Source organism: Plectonema cf. radiosum LEGE 06105 (assembly GCF_015207665.1).
Classification (GTDB): domain Bacteria; phylum Cyanobacteriota; class Cyanobacteriia; order Cyanobacteriales; family Nostocaceae; genus Rivularia; species Rivularia radiosa_A.
The window spans coordinates 12571-35139 of record NZ_JADEWL010000055.1 but is presented as its reverse complement, the minus strand read 5'-3'; the positions used below and the strand labels follow the sequence as shown (position 1 = coordinate 35139).

Sequence of the window (22569 nt, the reverse complement as noted above, 5' to 3'; positions counted from 1 at the left end):
GGTTATTCTTACCAGAAGGAATTGATTTCTAAGCTTGGCTTAATTCATAGTGCAATACTAAAATTTCATTAGCTTTTAAAGTTGCCATCGCATATTCACGTCCTTGGGTATCACAAAATTCTACTAAATAAGATGGTTTTTCTGTTTGCTGATAAATTTCCACAACTGTACCTACTTGCCCTTTTGGCAAGCAAGAAATAGAACTATAATCTGGTTCCACTAAAGTTAATCGTTCAGAGGAAATAGGATTCAGATTGGTGACAGTATCAAGAAGTTTAATTTGATTCATTTTATAAATGCAGTAATTAAACGAGGTTTAAGCAGTAGCCTATGAGTTTTTGCATCGAAATTTCTGCATATTCACCATTAGGTAATTTCATTCTGTTAGACGTTTCCTTATCTTATCTTAACTTTTTATGTTTTTTATCTCATTACAAATAAAAGCGAAACATACTGCATGAATCATCATCTTATCAAGGTATTAGGCATCCTTCTATAGCAATCCGAATTGAGATGTGAGAAAATACGTAGATTAAAAGTTAGGAATAGAGATTACATTTAAATCACTCCTGGCGACTATAAGTCGCACGGCAGTCGCTCATGGGGGAGACCACCCCTTCTGCGCGCTGCCTTGGCTGCACAGGCAAAACCCGCGTAGGCGGGTTGTTTTATAGAGTCCACGCAGGTGGACTTAGGAAGGTGTAGTAGCGGTTTTAACCGCCAGATTATACATAAATTTCTCACAAGTCATTTAGGATTGCTATATATGATGTAATCATTTAAGTTGTTGAGAAACAGAAACCTGGTTTTTTGCACAATACCTTCGTCAAAAAAAAGAGGACTTTGTGTAGTAGAGTTGTTGTCAACCATAACTTCAACTCAAAAACAACACAAAGCCCATGCAAGACATCAGTTTTTTTTAGTCGCACTTTAGCCCAGACAGCCCTTAAAAATTCAACATTTTTATTCGATTCGCATTCAAAAATTAGAAATGGTAAGACACGCCCAAAGAAAGAACAGGGTAAACGTTTAACCAGTCAATCTCATCCTTGATGTCTTCCTCTGCTTGTGCAATATTGCTGTTGATTTCGTTTTTAATAGTTTCATCTGCACTTGGACCAAACTCAGGTGTAATATCTACTGATGGTGAACCAGTAAGCATTACACCCAAGTTAAATGAAAATGCCCAGCGATTACCAGGTTTAACTGCATTTCCCCAACCGATACCGATATAAGGTGCAACATTATTAGCAAACGAAGCTTTTACCTTCGCCGAACCTAGTTCATCTGTATTATATCTTTCGCCATTAATTTCAATCTCGCCACCGTTAGCCTTCACGTCTCCTTTCACTTTATTATCATTGAATACCAAGCCACCAGTTATGCGAAAACCAGACTTTTTCCACGGATGGTAATCAACTAGAGTCGAGACGTTAAATAGTTTTAAGTCTGCCTCAATGGTAGTATCCTCTGCGTCAATCTCTCCAGCATTTAAAGAAAAGGCATTTAAACCTAGTTTGGCGTTTACTTTGTCTGAAACGGACTTAGTGACGGATGCACCCAAACCTAAAGTACTAATTTCCGGAGTTACAGCCCAACCGTTAGTTTTGGTTTTCTGTGTCTCTTCTTGTTGAGGCTCGACTACCTGCCCTTGTACGAATGGAGTTGGATACTCAATACAGACTGAATTGTTAGGAGTTTTTTGACAAAAATTTTCTAAGTCAATGAGTCTTTGAGCAATTACATTATCTAAAGATGAGTCTGTCTGGGGTGCTAAATCTGCTGCACTGTAAGAAATAGTTCCTTGAGAAAGCTGAGTCTGGGCTTGAGCGTTGATTTCTTGATTTGCTATTTCTATTGGTACTTCTGTAGCAAATACCTTTTGAGTCATAGAATTGGCAAACAAAGAAGCAATGCTGATTCCGAGCAGAGAAACGCTCAACTGAAATTTATTCATAATTTTAATAATCCTCACACTAAATCTAATTAATTCAAGTTTTTTCGGTTTGTAGTAGCGCTGTCTTCGCACACAGGGCTAGCAACTGCTACTACAAATTCAACATTTTAAGTTAGATGCACCCTAAAAAACTATTACCAAGGACTACCAATCATAGTAAAGGATGCCCAATAATATGGATGAGAAAGTTCACCAGTAATGTTATTTCGTAAATACTCAGCTTGTTCCGGTGAGAGAGTAACGTTACCGTTAGTACCAATCAGTTGATTACCTTCGATTCGCACTTTACCTTGAAGCATAGCTAATTGTGTTTGTCGTAAGGCTTCGGCTTTAATTGGTGCTTTATTCAACTGACGATAAAATTCGGTCATCACTCCTAAAGTTCCTGCATCCGAGACAAACCACAAGCTTGCTACTGCTGACTTGACACCAGTTTGTATGGCTAATCCTGCATAACCTAATTCCGCTTCAAAGTCTCCTAAAGCCGAACGACACGCACTTAGTACTAACAACTCTACTGGTGGGTTATTCCATCCTAGCTTGCGTACATCTTCTAAGCGTAGTTTACTGTCGTAAAGCTGGATGTATGATTCCTTGCGTCCTCCCTGCCTTTCACTGGGGAAGTCGGCGTGGGTTGCGAGGTGAATGATACCGTATGGAGTATTAGTCCGTTCGCTTTTGAGATTGTCTAAGGTGAAATTCTTGCCGGATAGGTATTTACCTTCCCACAAGTTCCCAGCAATGGTAGAAAGTTCTATAGGTACCGCAGGTAAATCAATTTGATTTTGGTCTTGGGTAAATGTTGGTGAACCCATTGCCAAGACTTTGCTGTTTTGTACCCCTACGTATCTGGTATCAGTAAGGCTGATGCTGGGAAGCAATCCAATGCTGTATTTTTCAATGATAAACTGATTACCATCGTGAAGAGCTGCAATGGGAAGATGTCGCAAACCGGGGTCCATAATATACATCAAATTTTTGACATCAAGAGAAAGTATCTCGGCTTCGTAGGGTTTAACTAGCCATTCATACAGTTGCTTTGCAGGAGCTAAATATTCGGTGCTATTAGCTTTTCTTGGATTAGCAACTTCTCTCAAAAATCTGCGTGCAATTCGGCTAACTTCGCTTCTGGTAGCGCCTTTGATTTGTTTGCGGATGGGTTGTCCTTCTGCTGTAACGATAATGATGTTGAGTACATCGGTGTCTTTTTCTTGACGAACTAAGCTACTACCAGCCACGTATGTTTCCGGTAGAAATGTGGTGTAGATAACTGCTGGTTTGACACCTGTTGTTTTTCCGATATTGCTGAGTAAACCTTGGGTGTCTTGTACTGTTTTAATTTCAACGTTGTCGTCTCCCCCAAATTCCAGAAACTGTTGGGTGAATTGCCGCTCTATTTGATCAACAAGGGTATCAACTTCAAGTTGTGGAATAGAGTTGGTGGGTAGTTGTTGGTTGGGTGTAGCTTCTGCTGAGCGTTTAATCTCTTCAGGAATTTCATCCTGGTTTTGCGTAATAATTTCAATCTTCCCTTTTGTAAAATTACCTGGAAAAGTTTGAGTAGATGAGATTTCGGTATACAAGCCATCGAGAAACCCTCCAGTAATAATATCTCCAGCAATACCGTTTTTAGTTGCATCACCCACCACAAAAGGTACATTCCCATTTCCTCCGTGCTGAATCGTAATGGAACCACTACCAGCTCTTCCGTAGGAACCGATGCTGTAATTTTCAAAGTCTTCGAGTGAATCTTTTAATTCGGATTTCAAATCCTCGTCATTTATCACTTGCTGTTGATCTAAAAATTCGGACGACAAGTTTCCAAGGGTTTGAGGAGCGCGAAAGAAACTGTCAGTAGTGACTGTAATATTACCACCTTTTCCACTAATAACTTCATCGTCGTCCTCGCTGCCGTAGGAAACAGAGGCTAGTAAGTCGGCGGATATGTCATTTTTAGCACTTAAACTAATATCGCCTGCTTTGCCTGCGCTACCATCGTTGGCGTATACAACTGAAGTTATAGGTCCTGTAGTAATGCCACCTTCAGTTGAAGTAAGATTAATTGCACCACCATTCCCAGCGTTACCATTACCAGCAACTGTGGTTGATATTATCCATCCTTTGGTGAGGTTATCCAAGGCTGCGAGGCTATCTATAATGTCATTGTCTAAATCAATTCCTTCAGCTAATGTAGTAAAACCAATAGTGTCTACTTTCACGTCATTTTTAGCTTCCAGGGTAATTGCACCAGCATCACCTGTACTCCCATCTAATGATAAGGTGGTTGAAATTAAAGGCGAGGTAGTAATACTACCGTTGCTGGCTTTCAAGCTAATATTACCGCCATTCCCTGCATTACCATTTCCCGTACCTGTGCCTGAGAATATTATTCCTGTAGTAATATTATTATTGGCAGTCATGGTGATATTACCGCCATTGCCTGCATTACCATTTCCCGTCCCTGCAATGGATGCCGTAAATCCAGTTTTTATGCTACCTTCAGTGGAAGTAATATTAATTGCACCACCACTACTTATATCTCCAGAATCTACGCCTGTGGCTGAGATGATAAATCCTGAAGTGATATTATCGATATTATCTAATACTGTGCGAACATCTACTTCGCCTTCGTTAAAGCCCAATTCCAAAGCAATATCGTCCAAGGCTGCGAAAATATCCAAATCCTGATAGCTTGCATCGAACTCTTCTAGGTATTTAGATAATCCAATCGCGCCTACAGTCACATCATTTTTAGCATTAAGAGTAATATTTCCTCCTTTGCTAGAATTTACATCTTGCTCGTCACTCTCAGCACTTGCGCCCGCTGAGAATAAAGGTCCAGTGGTAATACTACCGTTGTTGGCATTTATGGTAATATCTCCTCCGTTAGCAACACCATCCTCTCCGGATGCTGCGACTGATAATAAAGCTCCAGTAGTGATACTACCGTTTGTAGAAGTAATATTTATAGTCCCGCCATTACCAGATAATGAGAATATCAAGTCCGTAATAATATCACCTTGAGCATTCAACGTAATTGCACCAACGTTACTTATATCATCTAAGTCTCCCGCGCCAACAATTGATGCGATAAATCCAGTGGTAATGGTACCTTCAGTTGAAGTAATATTAATTGTACCAGCATTGCCTGTATTACCCTCTGCCGCATATGCAGCTGATGCTACAATTCCTGTCGTCAAATTATCGTAATCTGATAAATTAGCTATATTCTCAATATTGCTGAAATAATTTTGTCCGGTAAAAGAGGATAGTCCTGTAGCTTTTGTATTGATATTACCTTTGGCTGAGATATTAATGTCACCACCGCTACCAACATCACCATATTCTGCTGAAACTGTAGCTGATACAATGGCACCTGTGGTTATACTGCCGTTATTGGCACTTAGGCTAATATCACCACCATTGCCTGCATTTCCCTCTTCTGCGTATGCACCTGAAAAGAGAACTCCTGTGTTAATGTCTCCGTTGGTAGTAGTAATGCTAATTTTACCACCATCGCCTGTTGTAACATTATCAAAATCAAAACTAAAACCGTCAATAAAACCTTGAAAGATAGAAGTTGTATCTATATATCCTGTAGAGATATTGTTCGCTGCTGAGAGGGTAATTGTACCTGCATTTCCTGCTTTCCTAGAGAAAGTATTGGTATTGTCATTAGAATATGAATTGGCATTTATATTTCCAGTGGTTATACTGCCATTGCTAGAAGTTATGCTAACTGCACCGCCCCTGCCAGCACGTTCATTAGAAACATATGCACCTGATATTATATTTCCTGTAACAATATTACCCGTAGCTTGTAAATTTACAGAACCACCATCTTGATTTGGTAACAAAGTACCTGTACGAATATTACCTACTTGAATACTTCCTAATGGCTGCAAAGCACTATTTGGAGTTCCAAAAGGTGTTCCTTCCACACTCACGGGAAGATTATCTGGATTTGTTACCGAATCCAAGCCAGCCCGTAAAATCAAAGCATTAGTAGTAGTCAATGCAGTAAAATCTGGGTCAGAGCTAGGAATACTATCGCTAGTATCTGGTGAAGTAATAGTGATATCTCCACCTTTAATACTACCCGTCGCTTCTACCTTCAATGCCGCACCACTATAATTAGCAAATTCTACATCCCCATTAGCCCTAATAATCGGGTCAAAAAGACTGACAAAATTACCAGGTTCACCGGATAAATTACTAATCTTAAACTGCCCACCACTACTAAAATGAGCATCACCAGAAACATTGCCATCGCTAACTAAGCTGAGATTTCCCCCACTTTGAAACGGTATCTGGGGATGATTCAGCGCCAGGATATCAATATTCTGATTTCCTTGAACGTAAAGATTTCCTCGGGCGATCGCCACAAAAGGATTTGCTAGACTATCACGTACAAATACTGTATCTTTCGCCAACAAATTTAAATCGCCAGTTGTTTGCAACTGACTTTCTACAAGTGTCAAATTCTTCTCTGTTGACAGAGTTGCATTTCCAGCAGTGACTTTATTCGCTACTACATCCCCAGTATTTACACTGTTACCAGAACCCGTCAGTTCTACTTGTCCGTTGTTAACTGTTAATCCTGTAGCATTTGCTAAACCACTACCAGTCAATAATTGGGGTAAGCTAGCAACTGATGTATTATTAGATGTAACCGAAGCGGGGACTTCTAAACTTAATAAATGTCCTTGAGGAGTGATACGTAAGAAGTTCTCTCCGGGAACTGTGGCAACGGTGACGTTACCTCCTGATAATTCTCCAGTACTTGCAACTGTACCGCCAAATAATCTTAAATTACTTCCGGAACTTACAGCTAACTTACCAGCATTAACTATGCTTCCGGGTTGAAGATTAGAGAAAACAAAACCGTTGGGACTTTCTGTCAAATCTGCATAATTATTCACGCCAAAAGCATTAAACCAATTTTCACCAATACTAATATTGGTAGCGGTAGTGGCGGTAAAATCAGCAGGTACATTTAGAATGGCGTTAGGACCAAAAAAGATACCATTCGGGTTCATCAAAAACAAGTTAGGATTGCCACCTGTAACTTGAATTAAACCATTAATTACCGAAGGATTACCACCTACTACACGCCCTAAAATATTTTGAATATCGGGAGTAGTAAGAAAATTAGCAATTTCGTTTTGATTTAAACCAAACTTTTCAAAGCTGTGAAAAAGATTTGTACCAGCACGAGTACCACCATTAATATCTATTTGATTACCCTTGGTTGTAACTTGGGTATTTGTACCATCAGCAGCAGGCTTAATTGATTGCGCTTGTGCTGGGGTAAAACCGATTCCGAGAGCAAGAATTTGAGCGATCGCGCCTATCAGTAATAGTAAATTAATCTTAGGAGACAAATACATAGAATTCCTTTTATAAGTTAAAATAGTATGTTGTGTTGAACTGTAATGAGACTTCAGAACGCATTCATAACATTGGTCAAACTAGTGCCGAAGGGCATAACTTTGAATTGCAATATTTCTCGTTACAAAGTAAAACTCTTATTTAGTTAGTGTCAGTAAAAACACTAATACCATATCAGAATAGTTCCAAAAATAATTGTATATTTGGAACTAAATAAATAAAATTTTATTAGTGGGGATTTATGCAAAAAATAGATTATTTACTATTAGAATAACCCTTTAATCTGCTTTTATCTCCAGTTTGCATTAATTTTCAACCAAGTCATTATAGATTTCAAAATTACATATATTCTTTTATAACTATTTATTGAAAAGGTCAAAATAATACTTTCGTTTCTGATGTTTAATACTTAAGATGATTGTGCGATTTTTACGCGCAATTAAAAGAAAAAAATAAATTTTATGCAATATAATTTTAAGCTGGGAGTGTCATCGTGGCTGTTGTTAGCTCCCAGTGCCGTCTTGGTTGCCTTTGCATCTCCAAGCTATGCTCAACTGAACGATATAAATCAAGTTGAAACATTAGCACAAGCACCAAATCCCCAAGGTGATGCCAATAGAGAACGCTTTGTACAACCCCCACTCAATCCACAACCGTTACCCTCTGAACCGGAACAAGAATTAGAGCCAATTCCAGCCCCAGAAACAACTCCAGCACAGACATCCGAGCAGATTGAAGTCAAAAAAGTTGAAGTTAAGGGTAGTACTATTTTCAGCGTCGAGAAACTTAGTTCCATCACTCAGGGAGTAGAAGGAAGTACTGTTAGTTTAGAACAACTACAAAAACTTGCTGATGATATCACCCAGTTATATTTAAACCAAGGCTATTTAACTTCCAGAGCGGTTTTACCACAGCAAACAATTACCGATGGCATAGTGCAAATTCGAGTAATTGAAGGTAGCTTAGAAAATGTTGAAATTCAAGGAACCCGTCGTCTGCAACCTAATTTTGTGCGATCGCGAATTATCAAAGGTGCTGGTACACCGCTTTCTGCCGCTAAATTAGAAGACGAGTTAAGAATATTGAAGTCTAACCCTTTATTTAAGAACGTAGAAGCTAGCTTGCGTCCTGGTACTGGGGAAGGTCAAAGTATTTTGAGAGTACGAGTCACCGAAGCAAAACAGTTTGATGCACAAGTGAGTTTTGATAACTATTCTCCAGCCAGCATTGGTTCGGAAAGATTGGGTGTAAGCGCTGTTTATCGCAACCCCACTGGTGCTGGGGACGAAATTTCTGGTGCTTATTACCGCAGTCTCACAGGCGGTTCAAGCATTTATGACTTTAACTATAGCTTACCGATGAATGCGATGGATGGAACTTTGCAGATGCGAGGGGTGATTAATAATAATGAAATTACTCAAGCTCCTTTTGATCAGTTTGATATTCGCGGTGAGTCAGAATTGTATGAAATCAGTTTTCGTCAACCATTGATGCGTTCAATCCGTGAAGAATTTGCTTTATCTGTAGGTTTTTCCGTACAAAATGGTGAATTTTCCACAGCATTATCTCCATCGGCTACCGATAACCGTACCCGCGTCATTAAACTCGGACAAGACTATGTAAAGCGGGATGAAAAAGGTGCTTGGGGAGTGCGATCGCAATTTAGTCTTGGTACTGGGTTATTAAACGCGACTAAAACTTCTGATTCGAGTCCCGATGGTCAGTTTGTTAGTTGGCTGGTACAAGGACAACGGGTACAAAAGCTTAACAATGATAATTTCTTAATTGCCCAAGTAGACTTACAATTAACACCCAACCCTTTATTATCCTCTCAGCAATTTGTCATCGGTGGTGGTCAATCAGTGCGCGGCTTTCGTCAAAATGTCCGCAGCGGTGACAACGGATTGAGATTGTCAGTAGAAGACAGAATTACAGTTAAAAAAGATGCATCTGGAAACGCCGTACTGCAAGTAGCACCATTTGTGGATGCAGGACTTATTTGGAATGCGAATGAAAATCCCAACACCCAACCAAATCAAACATTTTTGGCAGGTGCGGGAGTAGGAGTGTTATGGAAACCCCTACCACGTATGAATGTGCGCTTAGATTACGGTCTTCCCTTGATTAATTTAGACGACCGGGGTGACAATATCCAAGATGATGGTTTGTACTTCAGTCTTGGCTACCGAATTTAATCAAAGATAAATCATGAAGGATGAAGCATTGATTTTTTAAAACTTTAGTCCTTCATTGTTGATGAATTTTAAATTAATTGTCTCTACATAATAGGTAAAACATGAAAGTGAAACAACTGCCAAAAAAATTCTTAATTTTAACGTTTTTTTTCATGAATATAGGCAATATCCAGCCTGTTAAAGCTAATTTATTTTCCGAAAAAACTGTCGCTCAAGCAACAACAGTTACTCCAAATCAAGGTAATAATCACAACAATCTGTTAGCAATGCTTTTGATTGGTGGAGTTGGGTTCACTTTAGGATTGAGTTCACCCTTTTTTCCTTTTCGTCGTGCTTCCACAAAAACTAATAAGAAGCTGATAGAAGAAAATTCCTCACAAGCTATTACAGAAAAGCCCATCGAAGTTTATTCTAATCACAAAGAAACTTCACCATGTATCTTATACATTGAAAAAGCCTATAAGAAGTTTGCACAAGGAGACATTGACGGCGCATTAAAAAATTTCAATAATGCAATTCGCACTCATCCCAATAATGCCAAAATTTACAGCGAACGAGCCTATTTTCGTAAAAATAAACTAGGAGATAAAGAAGGAGCAATTGCTGATTATACTCAAGCAATTAATATGAATCCTGATAATCCTCTATTCTACTTTTGTCGCAGTCAAACTTACTTAGAATTGGGTGATAGACACAAAGCAATAGAAGATTACAATACTGCAATGGATATTGCTCCAGAAAATATGATATATGATTCTGTTTATAATAAAGAACTGAAATCTGGAATAAATTAAGTAAGAACGCAATATGTGACTGAAAAAGTGATTCTTGCCTAGCGGTAATTCATGAATTACCGCTACTTTGCTGTTTGTTTTATGGGATTCAAAATTTATTTACTACAGACTTTTCAAAGTATCAAGAACTTCCTCTGCTGACTGATACCTTTTAGTAAAATCAATGTCTACCATTTTTTCTAATACCAAAGCTAAATTGTCACTGACTTGAACTTGCTCCCGCCAATACTTTCGACTTTCATGATTGTGGGTTTGTACAATCTCTATCGCATTATTTTGACCTGGACGCAGGGTTGTCGGATCTGCTCCAGATAAAGCTTGAATGGCTACTATTCCTAATGCATAAATATCACTGCTATATTTTAGCTGTCCCTCAAATTGTTCAGGAGGTGCGTATCCACGAGAAATAAATCTCAATTCCTGATTTTCTTGCTGTTCAAAAGGTGGATTTTCAGTCTGTAATGATTGAATTACTTTAACCGCACCAAAGTCAATTAAAACAATCTTTTCATCTGATTCTCGTCTAATCAAATTACTTGGTTTAATATCTCCATGAATTATATGACGACCATGAACGAAAACAAGTATCTGTAATATTTCTTTGAGTATTTGCACAACTTGAAATTCTTGCAATTTCTGACCAGGAAAAATTTCTTTGTCAAGAGGTTGTCCTTTAATATATTCTTGCACTAAATAAAATTGCTGAGTGTCTTCAAAATAAGCCAGCAATTGAGGAATTCGGTTGTGTTGTTTGCCTAAATCCTCTAAAACTTTTGCCTCAGTTTCAAATGCGCGTTTAAGCAACTTCAAAGAATTTTCGTCTTGAACATTATGAGGTGGCTTGAATTGTTTTACTACACATATAGGATTACCAGGACGTTTGGTATCTTCAGCTAAATAAGTACGACCAAATCCCCCAAAACTAAGACTTTTAGTTATTTTGTAGCGATTGTCCACTAGTGTGTTTAATAGAAGCTCTTGTCCTATGGGATAAAATATCTCTGTTTCTTCATTTGACTGACTTTTTTTCTCCCTTAACATAGCTTGCAATTGGGCAATGGCTTCTTCTCTATCCTTAAGGTTTTGTTCTATTATCTCTTGAGAGAGCTTGCTTTGATAGCCACTGTAAGCAATAATACTTCCCCCCGCTAACACCAATCCCAAAGCAGGAGTGATAACAGGAACCCAACCTGCTTGAGTGAAGATAAAAAAGTTACTGCCAAATAAAATTGTCAAAGCTCCGGCTCCTGCAATTCCCAACAGTACTGGATGTCGGAAACTTAATGCAATAAATCCTCCAGCAAAACTCCAGACTAATATCCAACCTGCTTCACCCCATTCAGGAAAAGACCAAAATAGCGATTGTCCGTTGAGAACTGTACTCAGAATCTGACTTATGCTATTAGCATGAATCATAACTCCTGTCATATCGCCAGAGTTGTCCGATTTACCGCTACTATAGGGGGTTTTTTGAATATCCTTTAGACTTGGTGCAGTTGAACCAATTAAGACGATACGGTCTTTGGCTAAATCTTGACTGACTTTATTTGTCAGCACATCTGTAACAGTAATTTGTTGAGCAACCTGTTGAGAAGAACGATAGTTAAGCAAGATTTGGTCGCCTCCTGCATCAATATTTTGGTAAGCGCCAAAGTGACTTTCGAGGGGTTTAAATACAACATCACGAAGTTGTAAATCACCTCTAGAGTTGAATTGCGCTTGGATACCTCCAACAGCAAGATATTTAAGCGCTAGTTGCAAACTAAAAGAAAATTCAGCTTTACAAGCGTCGTTTGCAGCAGGTTCTAGCAATAGTAAATTACGACGAATTGTTCCGTCGGTATCTTGTACAATATCGCTGAATCCCACTTTTTCGGCTTCAATTCCTGTAGGTGGTGGAATTGCAGGCTTACCCGATTCAGAATGTTCGCAAATAGGAACAATCAAATCATCTAACTTTAAGCGTTCTAATAGTTTATTGTGACCTGGTTCCACAGGTATATCGCGAAAAATATCTAGACCAATGGCTCTGGGTTCATATTCTGTGAGTTTAGCCAAGAGATTATCTAAAACTTCACCAGATAAAGGATGACCCCATCTTCTGATATCTTCTTCAGTTACAGCAACAATCAATAAGCGAGAGTCCGATCCCGAATCTGCACGCATTTGCATCATCTGGTCAAAAACTCTCAGTTCAAATGTCTGAAAAACTCCAAATCGCTGAACACTAAGTAACAAAACTGTAACAATAACACTAGAAACAATCGCTGGGAGCGCGAATAAACTTTTCATACAAGTAACCATTATTATTACAAAAATAATTTGCTCGAACTAAAAAATTAGCGATTAACAAGTAAGTATAATGCTGCAAAAAACCATAACAAAAGTAATTTTTAGTCTGGTTATATAGGAATCCAGTTTGATTTTTGTATGCCCTTCGGACACGCTACGCGAACGCGAAGCGTGGCAAAGCCTTAATAATTGGTGTAGGGAGGTTTCATGATTCTAAAAGATTAAGGTGTACTGAGTTTTTTCAATTTTCAAGTAAGATTCCTATATTATGTCCGGATGATTAGTTATTATTCCCTATTCCCTGTTATTAGCAACCCCTTATTACAAGTATTTAACCGGACATTATATTAATGGGGAATACAAAAATTTTAGTTTTCCTTACATAGTTAGATTTTTTGTCTCCGACTTATTAAAATATTGATAAATCAGACGAATAACCTTAAGATCAAAATAGCATTCGCATACAAAATTAGTACTCGACTAACCCGATTCATTGCCGGTTAAACATTGGGAATAGCAAGTACAGATTAGTAGAAAAAAATCCTCAGGCTTTGTTCTGAAACTGAACTATTCTTTATTCCAGAATTATTAATTATTATAAAACATATACAATTTTTTATCTGCCAAGTAGATATCAAAAATTATCAGAGTCTTTTTTATTCCCTGACTAAATTGCGAGTATGTTCAATCGCGATCGCGTAGTGCAAGCTCCATTATTGTGTGGTTTAAATTAATGTCAATTCGACAACTATCTCTACGAGAAGCCGTGCTAGGCAGGTTTACACAGAAGTCGGTCTTTTAGGGGCATCATTCTAATTCTTGTGGGGTACAAAAAACTTACCGGGAAGAACATCTCCCCGGCAAATTTCGCAGCATCCTTGCCAGCCTTAATATCTGATTTAGACACTTTTTAGCTTATTTAATTTTTCACTTAAGTAATTTTCTTCATCGCAGCCAAAGCATATAATTTAACTTTAGAATCATCATCTGAAGCGAGTTTTTCTAAATAAGTCAAAGCGCTTTTATCTCTCAATTCTCCTAAAGATGTCACAATTGCTTGTTTGATTCGCGATTCATCGATTATTTCTTGTTCGCTGTTGAGAAAATCAATTAAAATTTTGGCAGCGTAAGGCTTCATCTCGATTGATTCTTGTCTTCCTAACACAGTAATAATTTCTGCACACAGATTAATTTCACTAGAGTAAAGACTTTGTTTTAAATAATCCAAGCCTTGATAGGTTCCATTCCAATTTAAAGCACGTACCGCTTCTTTCTTAAGGAATAAAGGAGCATTTGGAAAATTTAAAAAATCAAACAATGTTTGAATTGCCATTTGATCTTTCATACATCCCAAGGCTAATATTGCTTGCTGACACACTTCTGAATTGATATCGTAAATCAGCGGTTGGAGATGATTGACTATGGAGAATTCTTCTTTAAGATACACACGCATTTTTAAAGCAATTATTGCTTCTTTACGAACGGAAAAAGATTTATCTTGCAAAGCTTTAATAAATATAGGAATTAAATATTTATGATGAAAACTACTTAGAGCTTCAATCGCTGTAAATCTGACGGATGTTATCGAATCATCCACAACACTAAGTAAAGGTTCGATAACTTCCGAGCGGCGAATTTGAGCCAGAGATTTAACCGCTAATAATCTGGTTTTTTCCTGTTTGAGTAGTTCAATTAATGCTGTAATCGCACTTTGACCAATTTTAGCTAACGTTTGAGCTGCGGCGATCGCCAATTCTTCTTCTTGTGTCTCTTCAAGTAATTTAACCAAAGATATAACTATCTCAGGTTGATTAAATTTTCCTAAGATACCCAGTGCAAACCAACGAATTTCAAAATCTGCTGATTCCGAATCCAATATTTCCAGTAAAGGAACAATAGCTTGTGTCCCTATTTGAGGAAAAATCTTCGCTACATCCCACCTTGTTTGAAAATCTCCTACTCTCATGATCGCAATCGCCATACGCAAAGCGTCGGCATTAGCCTTTATCGCAACTGCTTGCTCTAATTCATCCTCGGATACAGCCTGTAATTTACTGTTGTCTAATAACTGCTGTAATTGCTGACTAACTAATATCCAATTTGCTTCGGTAACAGCATTGTCAATCATGTCAAAAGTTTCTAACATTTGGGTGTTTTTCAGTTATCAGGTAATTGTCAACTATCCACTGTTCTGAATTTTAGTATTTATCAGCGACTGATGGATTATCTAATGCTGCTGTTTGAATAATAAATGCAAAAAATGCATTTATAGTATGATTATTGTGCATTATTTCAGTCAAAAAATTAGCAAAAAGTTACAGTTGATACAAAATAATAAATACATTTATCGATTTAATAAGTACTTAATTGAGTAAAGATTGAAACACAGAGATTGATAATTTTGAGGTTAAAAATAATTATTGAATTGTGCGATTAGTTTAGTAGTGGTAATGGTTTTATATTAGTTAACCTTGAATTATTAAGCTCAAATAACCATGTCTACCAATGAATCAGATAAAACTGCAACTCTGAATAAGTTCGAGAAAATTAAAGCCGAAAAAGATGGATTAGCCATTAAAGATGAACTAGAACATTTTGCCCAAATCGGTTGGGAAGCAATGGAAAAATCCGATTTGGAACATCGTCTCAAATGGGTAGGCGTTTTCTATCGTCCCGTGACACCAGGTAAATTCATGTTACGGATGCGAATCCCCAACGGCATTTTATCTAGTAATCAATTGCAGGTACTAGCTGAAATAGTGCAGCGTTATGGTGCCGATGGTAATGCTGATATTACCACTCGTCAAAATATTCAGTTGCGGGGAGTTCGTCTGGAAGATATACCGGATATTTTCCGTCGTCTGGATGCGGTAGAAATGACTTCTGTGCAATCGGGAATGGATAATGTCCGGAATATCACTGGTTCTCCAGTGGCAGGAATTGATGGGGATGAACTGATTGATACTCGTGAGTTGGTGCAAAAAGTCCAAGATATGATTACCAATCATGGTGAAGGTAATTATACATTTAGTAATCTTCCACGTAAATTTAATATTGCCATCGAAGGGGGACGGGATAATTCCGTTCATGCTGAAATCAATGATATAGCTTTTGTTCCGGCTTATAAAGATGGACAGTTGGGATTCAACGTTTTAGTCGGTGGTTTTTTCTCTGCTAAACGATGTGAAGCTGCTGTACCTCTAAATGTTTGGGTTGCTCCTAATGATGATGTTGTCGATTTATGTCGGGCAATTTTAATTGTTTTTCGGGATAAGGGTTCGAGAGCCAATCGTCAAAAATCTCGGTTAATGTGGTTGATTGATGAATTGGGAATCGATAAATTCCGCTCAATGGTTGAACAAGAATTTGGACGTAATTTAGCAACCGCAGCCGAAAAAGACGAAATCGACTGGGAAAAGCGTGATTGTATCGGCATTTATCAGCAAAAGCAACCAGGTTTAAATTACGTTGGTTTACACGTTCCTGTCGGAAGGCTTTACGCTCAGGATATGTTCGACTTAGCACAGTTAGCTTCCGTTTACGGTAGTAGTGAAGTTCGTTTGACTGTGGAACAAAATGTGATTATTCCCAATATTGCCGATGATAATTTGCAAGTTTTCTTAACTGAACCATTGCTAGAAAAATTTAGTATTAAACCTCGACCATTAGAAAGAGCATTGGTATCTTGTACTGGTTCTCAATTTTGTAACTTTGCCTTAGTCGAAACTAAAAATCAAGCAATGGCGATCGCCCAACAACTTGATGCAGAATTGGACCTACCCAAATCTGTAAGAATCCACTGGACAGGCTGTCCTAATTCCTGCGGACAACCACAAGTAGCCGATATCGGACTAATGGGAACCAAAGTCCGTAAAGATGGCAAAACTGTTGAAGGTGTGGATTTGTATATGGGAGGCAAAGTCGGTAAAGATGCCCAATTAGGCACTTGCGTGCAAAAAGGTATTCCTTGTGACGAGGTTAATACTGTTTTAAAACGCATATTAATCGAAAATTTTGGCGCAAAGCCAAGTCAACAGTTACAAGGTTAAAGGTTCAAATTACCCATTACCCATTACCAATTCCCATTACCCATTACCAATTACCAATTACCCATTACCAACTACCAACTATCAACTACCAACTACCAATTATTTAAGAGGTTAATCGATGCTATCAGAATTGTTATCTTTTCGGGGCAGGTACAAAATCCTGCACATGACTTGGTTTGCATTTTTTCTCTCATTCTTTGTTTGGTTCAATCTCGCTCCTTTGGCAACACAAGTACAAGCAGACTTGGGTTTAGAAATTGGTCAAATTAGAACTCTGGCGATTTGTAACGTTGCTTTGACCGTTCCGGCTCGAATCATTATCGGGATGCTATTAGATAAATTCGGTCCGAGGATTACTTACTCCTTATTATTGATTTATGCGGCGATTCCTTGTATTACCTTTGCTAGCGCTCAAAACTTTACCCAGTTAGTAATTAGCCGTTTAGCATTGAGTATTGTTGGTGCGGGGTTTGTAATTGGTATCCGCATGGTGGCAGAATGGTTTCCTCCGAAAGAGATTGGTTTAGCTGAAGGAATTTATGGAGGTTGGGGTAATTTTGGTTCGGCTGCGGCAGCTTTTACTTTACCGACGATTGGAGCATGGTTGGCTTTTGGAGCTGGAGACGCTCTCAATTGGCGGTTGTGTATTGCTGGAAGTGGTATTATTGCAGCTTTGTATGGAATTCTCTATTTTTTCAACGTACAAGACCATCCTCCAGGAAAAGTCTATCAAAAGCCTAAAAATGTTAGAGGTTTGGAGGTTACGAGTGTTAAGGATTTTTGGTTTTTGATGTTGATGAATTTACCTTTAACAGGTATTTTGATGGTTCTAGCTTGGCGTTTGAGAAAGACTAATTTGTACGGTGATGGAACTTTCTTATTAGTTTTAGCGCTGTTAGCAGGTTTATATTTATTCCAGGCTTACAATTGTTGGGTTGTAAATAAAGACTTGCTTGCGGGTAAGAAAAAATATCCTGCGAAAGACCGTTATAGTTTTTCTCAAGTCGCGATTCTGGAATTAACTTATATTGTCAACTTTGGTTCAGAATTAGCTGTGGTTTCCATGCTGCCGGCCTTTTTTGAAGGAACTTTTACTTTAAATAAAGCAATGGCTGGGATGATTGCTTCTAGTTACGCTTTTATGAACTTGATGTCTCGTCCTGGTGGTGGTTTAATATCCGATAAACTAGGAAGCCGCAAGAATACAATGGCTGTTCTAACTGCTGGTATGGGTATAGGCTACATGATGATGGGAGGAGTTGCTAGTAATTGGTGGTTACCAGGTGCAATTATTTTGACCATGGCTTGTTCGTTCTTTGTACAAGCTGGAGAAGGTTCAACATTTGCGATCGTTCCTTTAGTAAAACGTCGGGTAACAGGTCAAATTGCGGGTAATGTTGGAGCTTATGGAAATGTCGGTGCAGTTGCTTATTTAACTATTTTTAGTTTGTTACCGGAATGGTTGAGCGGTGGTGGGGAGCAAACAGCAGCAGTTATTGCTCAATCGAATACAATCTTTTTCCAGATGATGGGTTTGTCCTCTTTAATTGTTGCATTTATGTGTTGGTTCTTTTTGAAAGAACCCCATGGTTCTTTTGCCGAACATCATGAAGGTGAGGAAGAGTATTCCGAATTGGTAATTGAACCAAAGAGAATTAGTTAAACGCAAAGTTTCGCAGAGGTTCGCTTCATAATAGGAAATTAAGACTATCTCTCAACATATTCTTTCCTTTGCGCCCTCTGCGTCTCTGCGGTTTTTTAAAATTAATAATCTCATCCTAAAAAGAGATTAATTGATATCATTCTTTTTTGAAATGAATAATTCTATTTAATTGGATGATTCTAGTAATATATTGTGAATACAAACATAAATTCAGCCATGATTTCACAAAAATATTTTCTCATAATTAATAACTAATAATTAAGCCGGCAAAAATTTTCCCCAACTAGATAACAGACCACTGGTTTACTAGTTGAAAAATCTGACCCATTACCAATTACCAATTACCAATTACCAATTACCAATTACCTACTTAATTAAATTATGTCCGAATCTTTTAAAACTCTTTGTCCTTATTGTGGTGTTGGTTGCGGTTTAGAAGTTTTTCCTCCCGCAGCATCTGGTCGTGCAACTCATCGAGATAATCAAGGTAATCCAATTTGGAAAGTAGTTGGTGATAAAAGCCATCCTTCATCTCAAGGTATGGTTTGTGTTAAAGGAGCTACTGTTACAGAGTCTCTGGATAAAAATCGTTTGAAATATCCGATGATGCGAGATTCTTTATCAGAAAGTTTTCGTGAAGTAAGTTGGGATGAAGCTTTTGAAAAAATCGTCTCCCGCATTCAAAAAATTCGCGAAAGTCGCGGTGCAAATGGCATTTGTATGTATGGTTCGGGTCAATTTCAAACAGAGGATTATTATATTGCCCAAAAATTAATTAAAGGTTGTTTGGGAACTAATAATTTTGATGCTAATTCTCGTTTGTGTATGTCTTCTGCGGTTGCAGGTTATATGCAAAGTTTTGGTGCTGATGGACCACCTTGTTGTTATTCCGATTTAGAATTAACTGATTGCGCTTTTTTGATTGGTACTAATACCGCTGAATGTCACCCAATTGTTTTTAATCGCTTGCGGAAACATCATAAAAAAAATCGTCATGTCAAAATGATAGTTGTAGACCCCCGTTGTACAAAAACAGCGGAAGTGGCAGATTTACATTTGGCAATTAACCCAGGGACAGATATTGACTTACTCAACGGTATTGCTCACTTATTAATGGGTTGGGGTGCTTTTGATAGTTTATTTATCGATGAATGTACCCAAGGATTTCCCGATTATGCTGGAGTCATCCAACATTATCCACCAGAAGTAGTTTCTCAAAAATGCGGTATTGGTATAGACCAATTAGAACAAGCAGCACGTTACTGGGCTGATTCTAAAAAGGTTTTATCTTTGTGGTCGATGGGGATAAATCAATCTCAAGAAGGTACTGCAAAAGTGCGTACTTTGATTAATTTACATTTGATGACAGGAAATATTTGTAAACCTGGTGCCGGACCATTTTCTTTGACTGGACAACCCAATGCCATGGGTGGTAGAGAAGCCGGAGGTTTAGCTCACATTCTCCCCGGATATCGTTCGGTGAAAAATGCTCAACATCGAGCCGAGGTAGAAAAACTTTGGGGATTGAATCCAGGTCAAATTTCTCGTTTTCCCGGTCGCGATGCTTGGAGTATGATTACAGGATTAGAAACTGGTGAAGTTGATTTATTGTGGATTGCAGCTACTAATCCAGCGGTAAGTATGCCAGATTTGCACCGAACTAAAGCCGCTTTACTCAAATCCCCCTTCACAATTTATCAAGACGCTTATTATCCCACCGAAACTTCTGCTTACGCTCACATTTTATTACCCGCAGCCCAATGGAGTGAAAAAACCGGCACCATGACCAACTCAGAACGAGTTGTGACTTTGTGTCCGAAATTTAGAGAACCCCCTGGTGTTGCCAAAGCCGATTGGGAAATTTTCGCCGAAGTCGGTCGTCGTCTGGGTTTTCATCAACAATTTGCTTTTGCTGATGCAGCCGCAGTTCATCGCGAATTTGTGCAATTTACTCGCGATCGCCCTTGCGATATGGGGGAAATTAGTCATGAAAAGTTGGCAGAAGATGGTCCAATGCAATGGTATGACCCGCAAAAAGCAGAGATAGAAATAGAAGACCAGGATTCTGGCTTCTTTTCATCGTTATTAAAAGGTTTAATCAAAAAAGAACCACTCAAAGGTAAACGTCTATATACAGATTTACGCTTTCATACCCCAGATGGTAGAGCAAAATTTGCAGCTTATCATAGTCGCGGTTTAGCAGAACCACCCTGTGAAGAATATCCTTTTGTTCTTACCGTTGGGAGATTATACGGTCATTGGCACACCCAAACCCGCACTGGCAGAATTGAGAAAATTGTCAAAATGCATCCTCATCCTTTCATCGAAATTCATCCCCGCGATGCAGCCAAGTTAGAAATTATAGATGGAGATTGGATCGAATTGCGATCGCGTCGAGGGAAAGCTCGATTTCCAGCCAAAGTAACTAAAGCCATCGCTCCTAAAACAGTGTTCGTTCCTATGCATTGGGGTGCTTTATGGGCTAATGATGCTGAAGCAAACGTCCTTACCCATCCCGCAGCTTGTCCAATTTCTTTGGAACCTGAATTGAAAGCTTGTGCGGTACAGCTTGTACCAGTTAATTCTTTACCAGAACCGTCACAGCACTCTGAGTTGATGTCCGTGTCAACCTCAAATCAAAGATGATCAAAGGGTAGGGAGCAATGTAATTAACCAGCGTCGATGGTAAAACAACTCCTTTCTATTTCTAGTTTCTGATATTCACAATTAACTTCTACGGTCGAATAAGTTTCAACCCAAAGTACACTACCACAACTTAACGGCTTTTCAGGTCGATAAACTACTTCACAAGGTCCGTTAATTTTTACAGAATAACCGTAAATATTGCTATTGAGATGTTTGACGGTAATTACAGGTTCTGGGTTTTCTCGATGCCGATTTTGTTTAATTATATGTCGATTAACATTAATTGTTGTTTTAGCTGGAATTCGTCTGACCCATTTAGGTTTTGGACCGCGACTACCTCGACTAATAATCGGTTTTCCTTCAAAGATGGGTATAACCCAAATTTTTCCAATTTTGTAAGCCCCTTTGATTCTGCCTTGTGCCAGTAAATAGCGAACTCTAACAGGCGTTATTTTCAAAAGTTCTGCTGCTTCGGTAGTACCTACATACATAGCAAAAAAAAACTATTGCGACTCCAATATAGTTATATCATTAAAACCAATGAACAATTTTTTTAAATTCGAGGCTGATTTTGTCAATGACTTACGCTGCATACCCATGCAAGTACGCTTCAAACTTGACAACTGCGGAGTCAAATTGAAACTATCTCACTGGCATCAATTTACAGAACAAGAACGTCAAAATTTAGTTGAAATGCCCTGCGTAAGCGGTGGAGAATGCCAAAATTATCGAGAATTTTTACAAAACTTGATTATTGATAAAACAGGAACCGCAGCTAGCGAACTTCCTGTAGAAGACAATCCCCCTTGGATGAACGAGAAAGAAATTCCCGATATTACACAAATAAAAGCGGTAGAATGTGGCGTTAATATGACAGTCGAACAGTGGAAAAAACTGACACCATTACAGCGTTTTGCTTTAATAAAACTCAGTCGTCCCAGCCATGAGAATAAGAACTTTTATCCAGCAGTTGAGGAATTTGGGTTAGTCTAAGTTAAATCCTATAACATCTAGGAAATTGCTATAATAAGACGCTGAATAGTAAAAATTTATGATGAGCAAATGAATATATCGCTCGATCCTACTCACGAACAATTTGTTATATCTAAAATTGAAAGCGGGAAATATGCGAACGCAGATGAAGTAATTGCTGCTGCATTGCAATTGTTAGAAGAACAGGAACAACATATTCTTTGGTTAAATGATACTCGCCAGAAAATAGCAATTGGTTTGGAAGAAATTGAACGAGGTGATGTTCTAGATACCGAAGTTGTCATCAACCAACTTAAAGATAAATTGCTTCAAAAACGCGAGGCTCAAACATGAGTCGTTCCAGTATCTCTCAAACTGCAAGCAGAGATTTGGTTGAGATTTTAGATTATTTTACAAATATTAATATTGATGCTGGGGAACGTTTTATACAGGAGTTTGAGAAAAAGTGCAAAAACATTGTAACTTTTCCGAATATGGGACGTAGTTACGAAGATATCGCTCCCTTTTTACGAGGATTACCTATCAAAATATCTTGGGACGTGAGAACCCCTGGTTTATAACCAGGGGATGAAACGGACGGTAAAGTTTT

At 38.4% G+C, this 22569-nt stretch carries 14 protein-coding genes; 8 read left to right on the top strand and 6 right to left on the bottom strand.

Annotated elements, in window-relative coordinates:
- Positions 1-28 precede the first annotated feature (28 nt).
- The 3 genes from IQ247_RS16780 to IQ247_RS16770 form a co-directional block, all read right to left on the bottom strand.
- Positions 29-289 (bottom strand): DUF4926 domain-containing protein, encoded by a 261-nt coding sequence (locus tag IQ247_RS16780; RefSeq protein ID WP_193921913.1) that lies wholly within the window; start codon positions 287-289, stop codon positions 29-31.
- A gap of 696 nt (positions 290-985) precedes the next feature.
- Positions 986-1957 carry a hypothetical protein gene (locus IQ247_RS16775; protein WP_193921911.1) on the bottom strand — a complete coding sequence of 324 codons (972 nt, stop codon included), beginning with the start codon at positions 1955-1957 and terminating at the stop codon, positions 986-988.
- Between the two features lie 134 nt (positions 1958-2091).
- Positions 2092-7347, bottom strand: coding sequence for a CHAT domain-containing protein (locus tag IQ247_RS16770; RefSeq protein WP_193921909.1), 5256 nt, complete (start codon positions 7345-7347; stop codon positions 2092-2094).
- Positions 7348-7809: 462 nt separating this feature from the next.
- Here IQ247_RS16770 and IQ247_RS16765 point away from each other — a divergent pair, with 462 nt between their 5' ends.
- Both IQ247_RS16765 and IQ247_RS16760 read left to right on the top strand, forming a co-directional pair.
- Positions 7810-9543: a ShlB/FhaC/HecB family hemolysin secretion/activation protein gene (locus IQ247_RS16765; protein ID WP_193921907.1), complete on the top strand. Its 1734-nt coding sequence runs from the start codon at positions 7810-7812 to the stop codon at positions 9541-9543.
- Between the two features lie 152 nt (positions 9544-9695).
- Entirely contained in the window at positions 9696-10337 is a 642-nt protein-coding gene (locus tag IQ247_RS16760; RefSeq protein WP_193921905.1) for a tetratricopeptide repeat protein, read from the top strand.
- 102 nt (positions 10338-10439) lie between these two features.
- Here IQ247_RS16760 and IQ247_RS16755 read toward each other — a convergent pair whose 3' ends face one another.
- Positions 10440-12629 (bottom strand): CHASE2 domain-containing serine/threonine-protein kinase, encoded by a 2190-nt coding sequence (locus IQ247_RS16755; protein ID WP_228059805.1) that lies wholly within the window; start codon positions 12627-12629, stop codon positions 10440-10442.
- Positions 12630-13560: 931 nt separating this feature from the next.
- Positions 13561-14775: a HEAT repeat domain-containing protein gene (locus IQ247_RS16750; protein ID WP_193921901.1), complete on the bottom strand. Its 1215-nt coding sequence runs from the start codon at positions 14773-14775 to the stop codon at positions 13561-13563.
- 349 nt (positions 14776-15124) lie between these two features.
- Here IQ247_RS16750 and IQ247_RS16745 point away from each other — a divergent pair, with 349 nt between their 5' ends.
- The 3 genes from IQ247_RS16745 (at position 15125) to IQ247_RS16735 (ending at position 20987) form a co-directional block, all read left to right on the top strand.
- Entirely contained in the window at positions 15125-16678 is a 1554-nt protein-coding gene (locus IQ247_RS16745; protein WP_193921899.1) for a ferredoxin--nitrite reductase, read from the top strand.
- 118 nt (positions 16679-16796) lie between these two features.
- Positions 16797-18341 (top strand): MFS transporter, encoded by a 1545-nt coding sequence (locus IQ247_RS16740; RefSeq protein ID WP_193921897.1) that lies wholly within the window; start codon positions 16797-16799, stop codon positions 18339-18341.
- 381 nt (positions 18342-18722) lie between these two features.
- Entirely contained in the window at positions 18723-20987 is a 2265-nt protein-coding gene (locus IQ247_RS16735) for a molybdopterin oxidoreductase family protein (protein ID WP_193921895.1), read from the top strand.
- A 23-nt stretch (positions 20988-21010) separates the two neighbouring features.
- Here IQ247_RS16735 and IQ247_RS16730 read toward each other — a convergent pair whose 3' ends face one another.
- Positions 21011-21478: a helix-turn-helix domain-containing protein gene (locus IQ247_RS16730; protein ID WP_193921893.1), complete on the bottom strand. Its 468-nt coding sequence runs from the start codon at positions 21476-21478 to the stop codon at positions 21011-21013.
- A 49-nt stretch (positions 21479-21527) separates the two neighbouring features.
- On the opposite strand from IQ247_RS16730, the gene IQ247_RS16725 reads away from it, so the two are divergent.
- The 3 genes from IQ247_RS16725 (at position 21528) to IQ247_RS16715 (ending at position 22540) form a co-directional block, all read left to right on the top strand.
- Positions 21528-21980, top strand: a complete 453-nt coding sequence (locus IQ247_RS16725; RefSeq protein WP_193921891.1) for a nitrate reductase associated protein — start codon at positions 21528-21530, stop codon at positions 21978-21980.
- A gap of 69 nt (positions 21981-22049) precedes the next feature.
- Positions 22050-22313 carry a type II toxin-antitoxin system ParD family antitoxin gene (locus IQ247_RS16720; protein WP_193921889.1) on the top strand — a complete coding sequence of 88 codons (264 nt, stop codon included), beginning with the start codon at positions 22050-22052 and terminating at the stop codon, positions 22311-22313.
- Positions 22310-22540 (top strand): type II toxin-antitoxin system RelE/ParE family toxin, encoded by a 231-nt coding sequence (locus tag IQ247_RS16715; protein WP_193921887.1) that lies wholly within the window; start codon positions 22310-22312, stop codon positions 22538-22540. The genes IQ247_RS16720 and IQ247_RS16715 overlap by 4 nt, the downstream gene beginning before the upstream one ends.
- The last annotated feature ends 29 nt before the right edge of the window (positions 22541-22569 follow it).

Coding starts and splice junctions, on each gene's coding strand:
- IQ247_RS16715 (WP_193921887.1), top strand. CDS start 22,310: ATGAGTCGTTCCAGTATCTCTCAAACTGCAAGCAGAGATTTGGTTGAG.
- IQ247_RS16765 (WP_193921907.1), top strand. CDS start 7,810: ATGCAATATAATTTTAAGCTGGGAGTGTCATCGTGGCTGTTGTTAGCT.
- IQ247_RS16730 (WP_193921893.1), bottom strand. CDS start 21,478: ATGTATGTAGGTACTACCGAAGCAGCAGAACTTTTGAAAATAACGCCT.
- IQ247_RS16780 (WP_193921913.1), bottom strand. CDS start 289: ATGAATCAAATTAAACTTCTTGATACTGTCACCAATCTGAATCCTATT.
- IQ247_RS16740 (WP_193921897.1), top strand. CDS start 16,797: ATGCTATCAGAATTGTTATCTTTTCGGGGCAGGTACAAAATCCTGCAC.
- IQ247_RS16720 (WP_193921889.1), top strand. CDS start 22,050: ATGAATATATCGCTCGATCCTACTCACGAACAATTTGTTATATCTAAA.
- IQ247_RS16735 (WP_193921895.1), top strand. CDS start 18,723: ATGTCCGAATCTTTTAAAACTCTTTGTCCTTATTGTGGTGTTGGTTGC.
- IQ247_RS16755 (WP_228059805.1), bottom strand. CDS start 12,629: ATGAAAAGTTTATTCGCGCTCCCAGCGATTGTTTCTAGTGTTATTGTT.
- IQ247_RS16775 (WP_193921911.1), bottom strand. CDS start 1,957: ATGAATAAATTTCAGTTGAGCGTTTCTCTGCTCGGAATCAGCATTGCT.
- IQ247_RS16760 (WP_193921905.1), top strand. CDS start 9,696: ATGAATATAGGCAATATCCAGCCTGTTAAAGCTAATTTATTTTCCGAA.
- IQ247_RS16750 (WP_193921901.1), bottom strand. CDS start 14,775: ATGTTAGAAACTTTTGACATGATTGACAATGCTGTTACCGAAGCAAAT.
- IQ247_RS16770 (WP_193921909.1), bottom strand. CDS start 7,347: ATGTATTTGTCTCCTAAGATTAATTTACTATTACTGATAGGCGCGATC.
- IQ247_RS16745 (WP_193921899.1), top strand. CDS start 15,125: ATGTCTACCAATGAATCAGATAAAACTGCAACTCTGAATAAGTTCGAG.
- IQ247_RS16725 (WP_193921891.1), top strand. CDS start 21,528: ATGAACAATTTTTTTAAATTCGAGGCTGATTTTGTCAATGACTTACGC.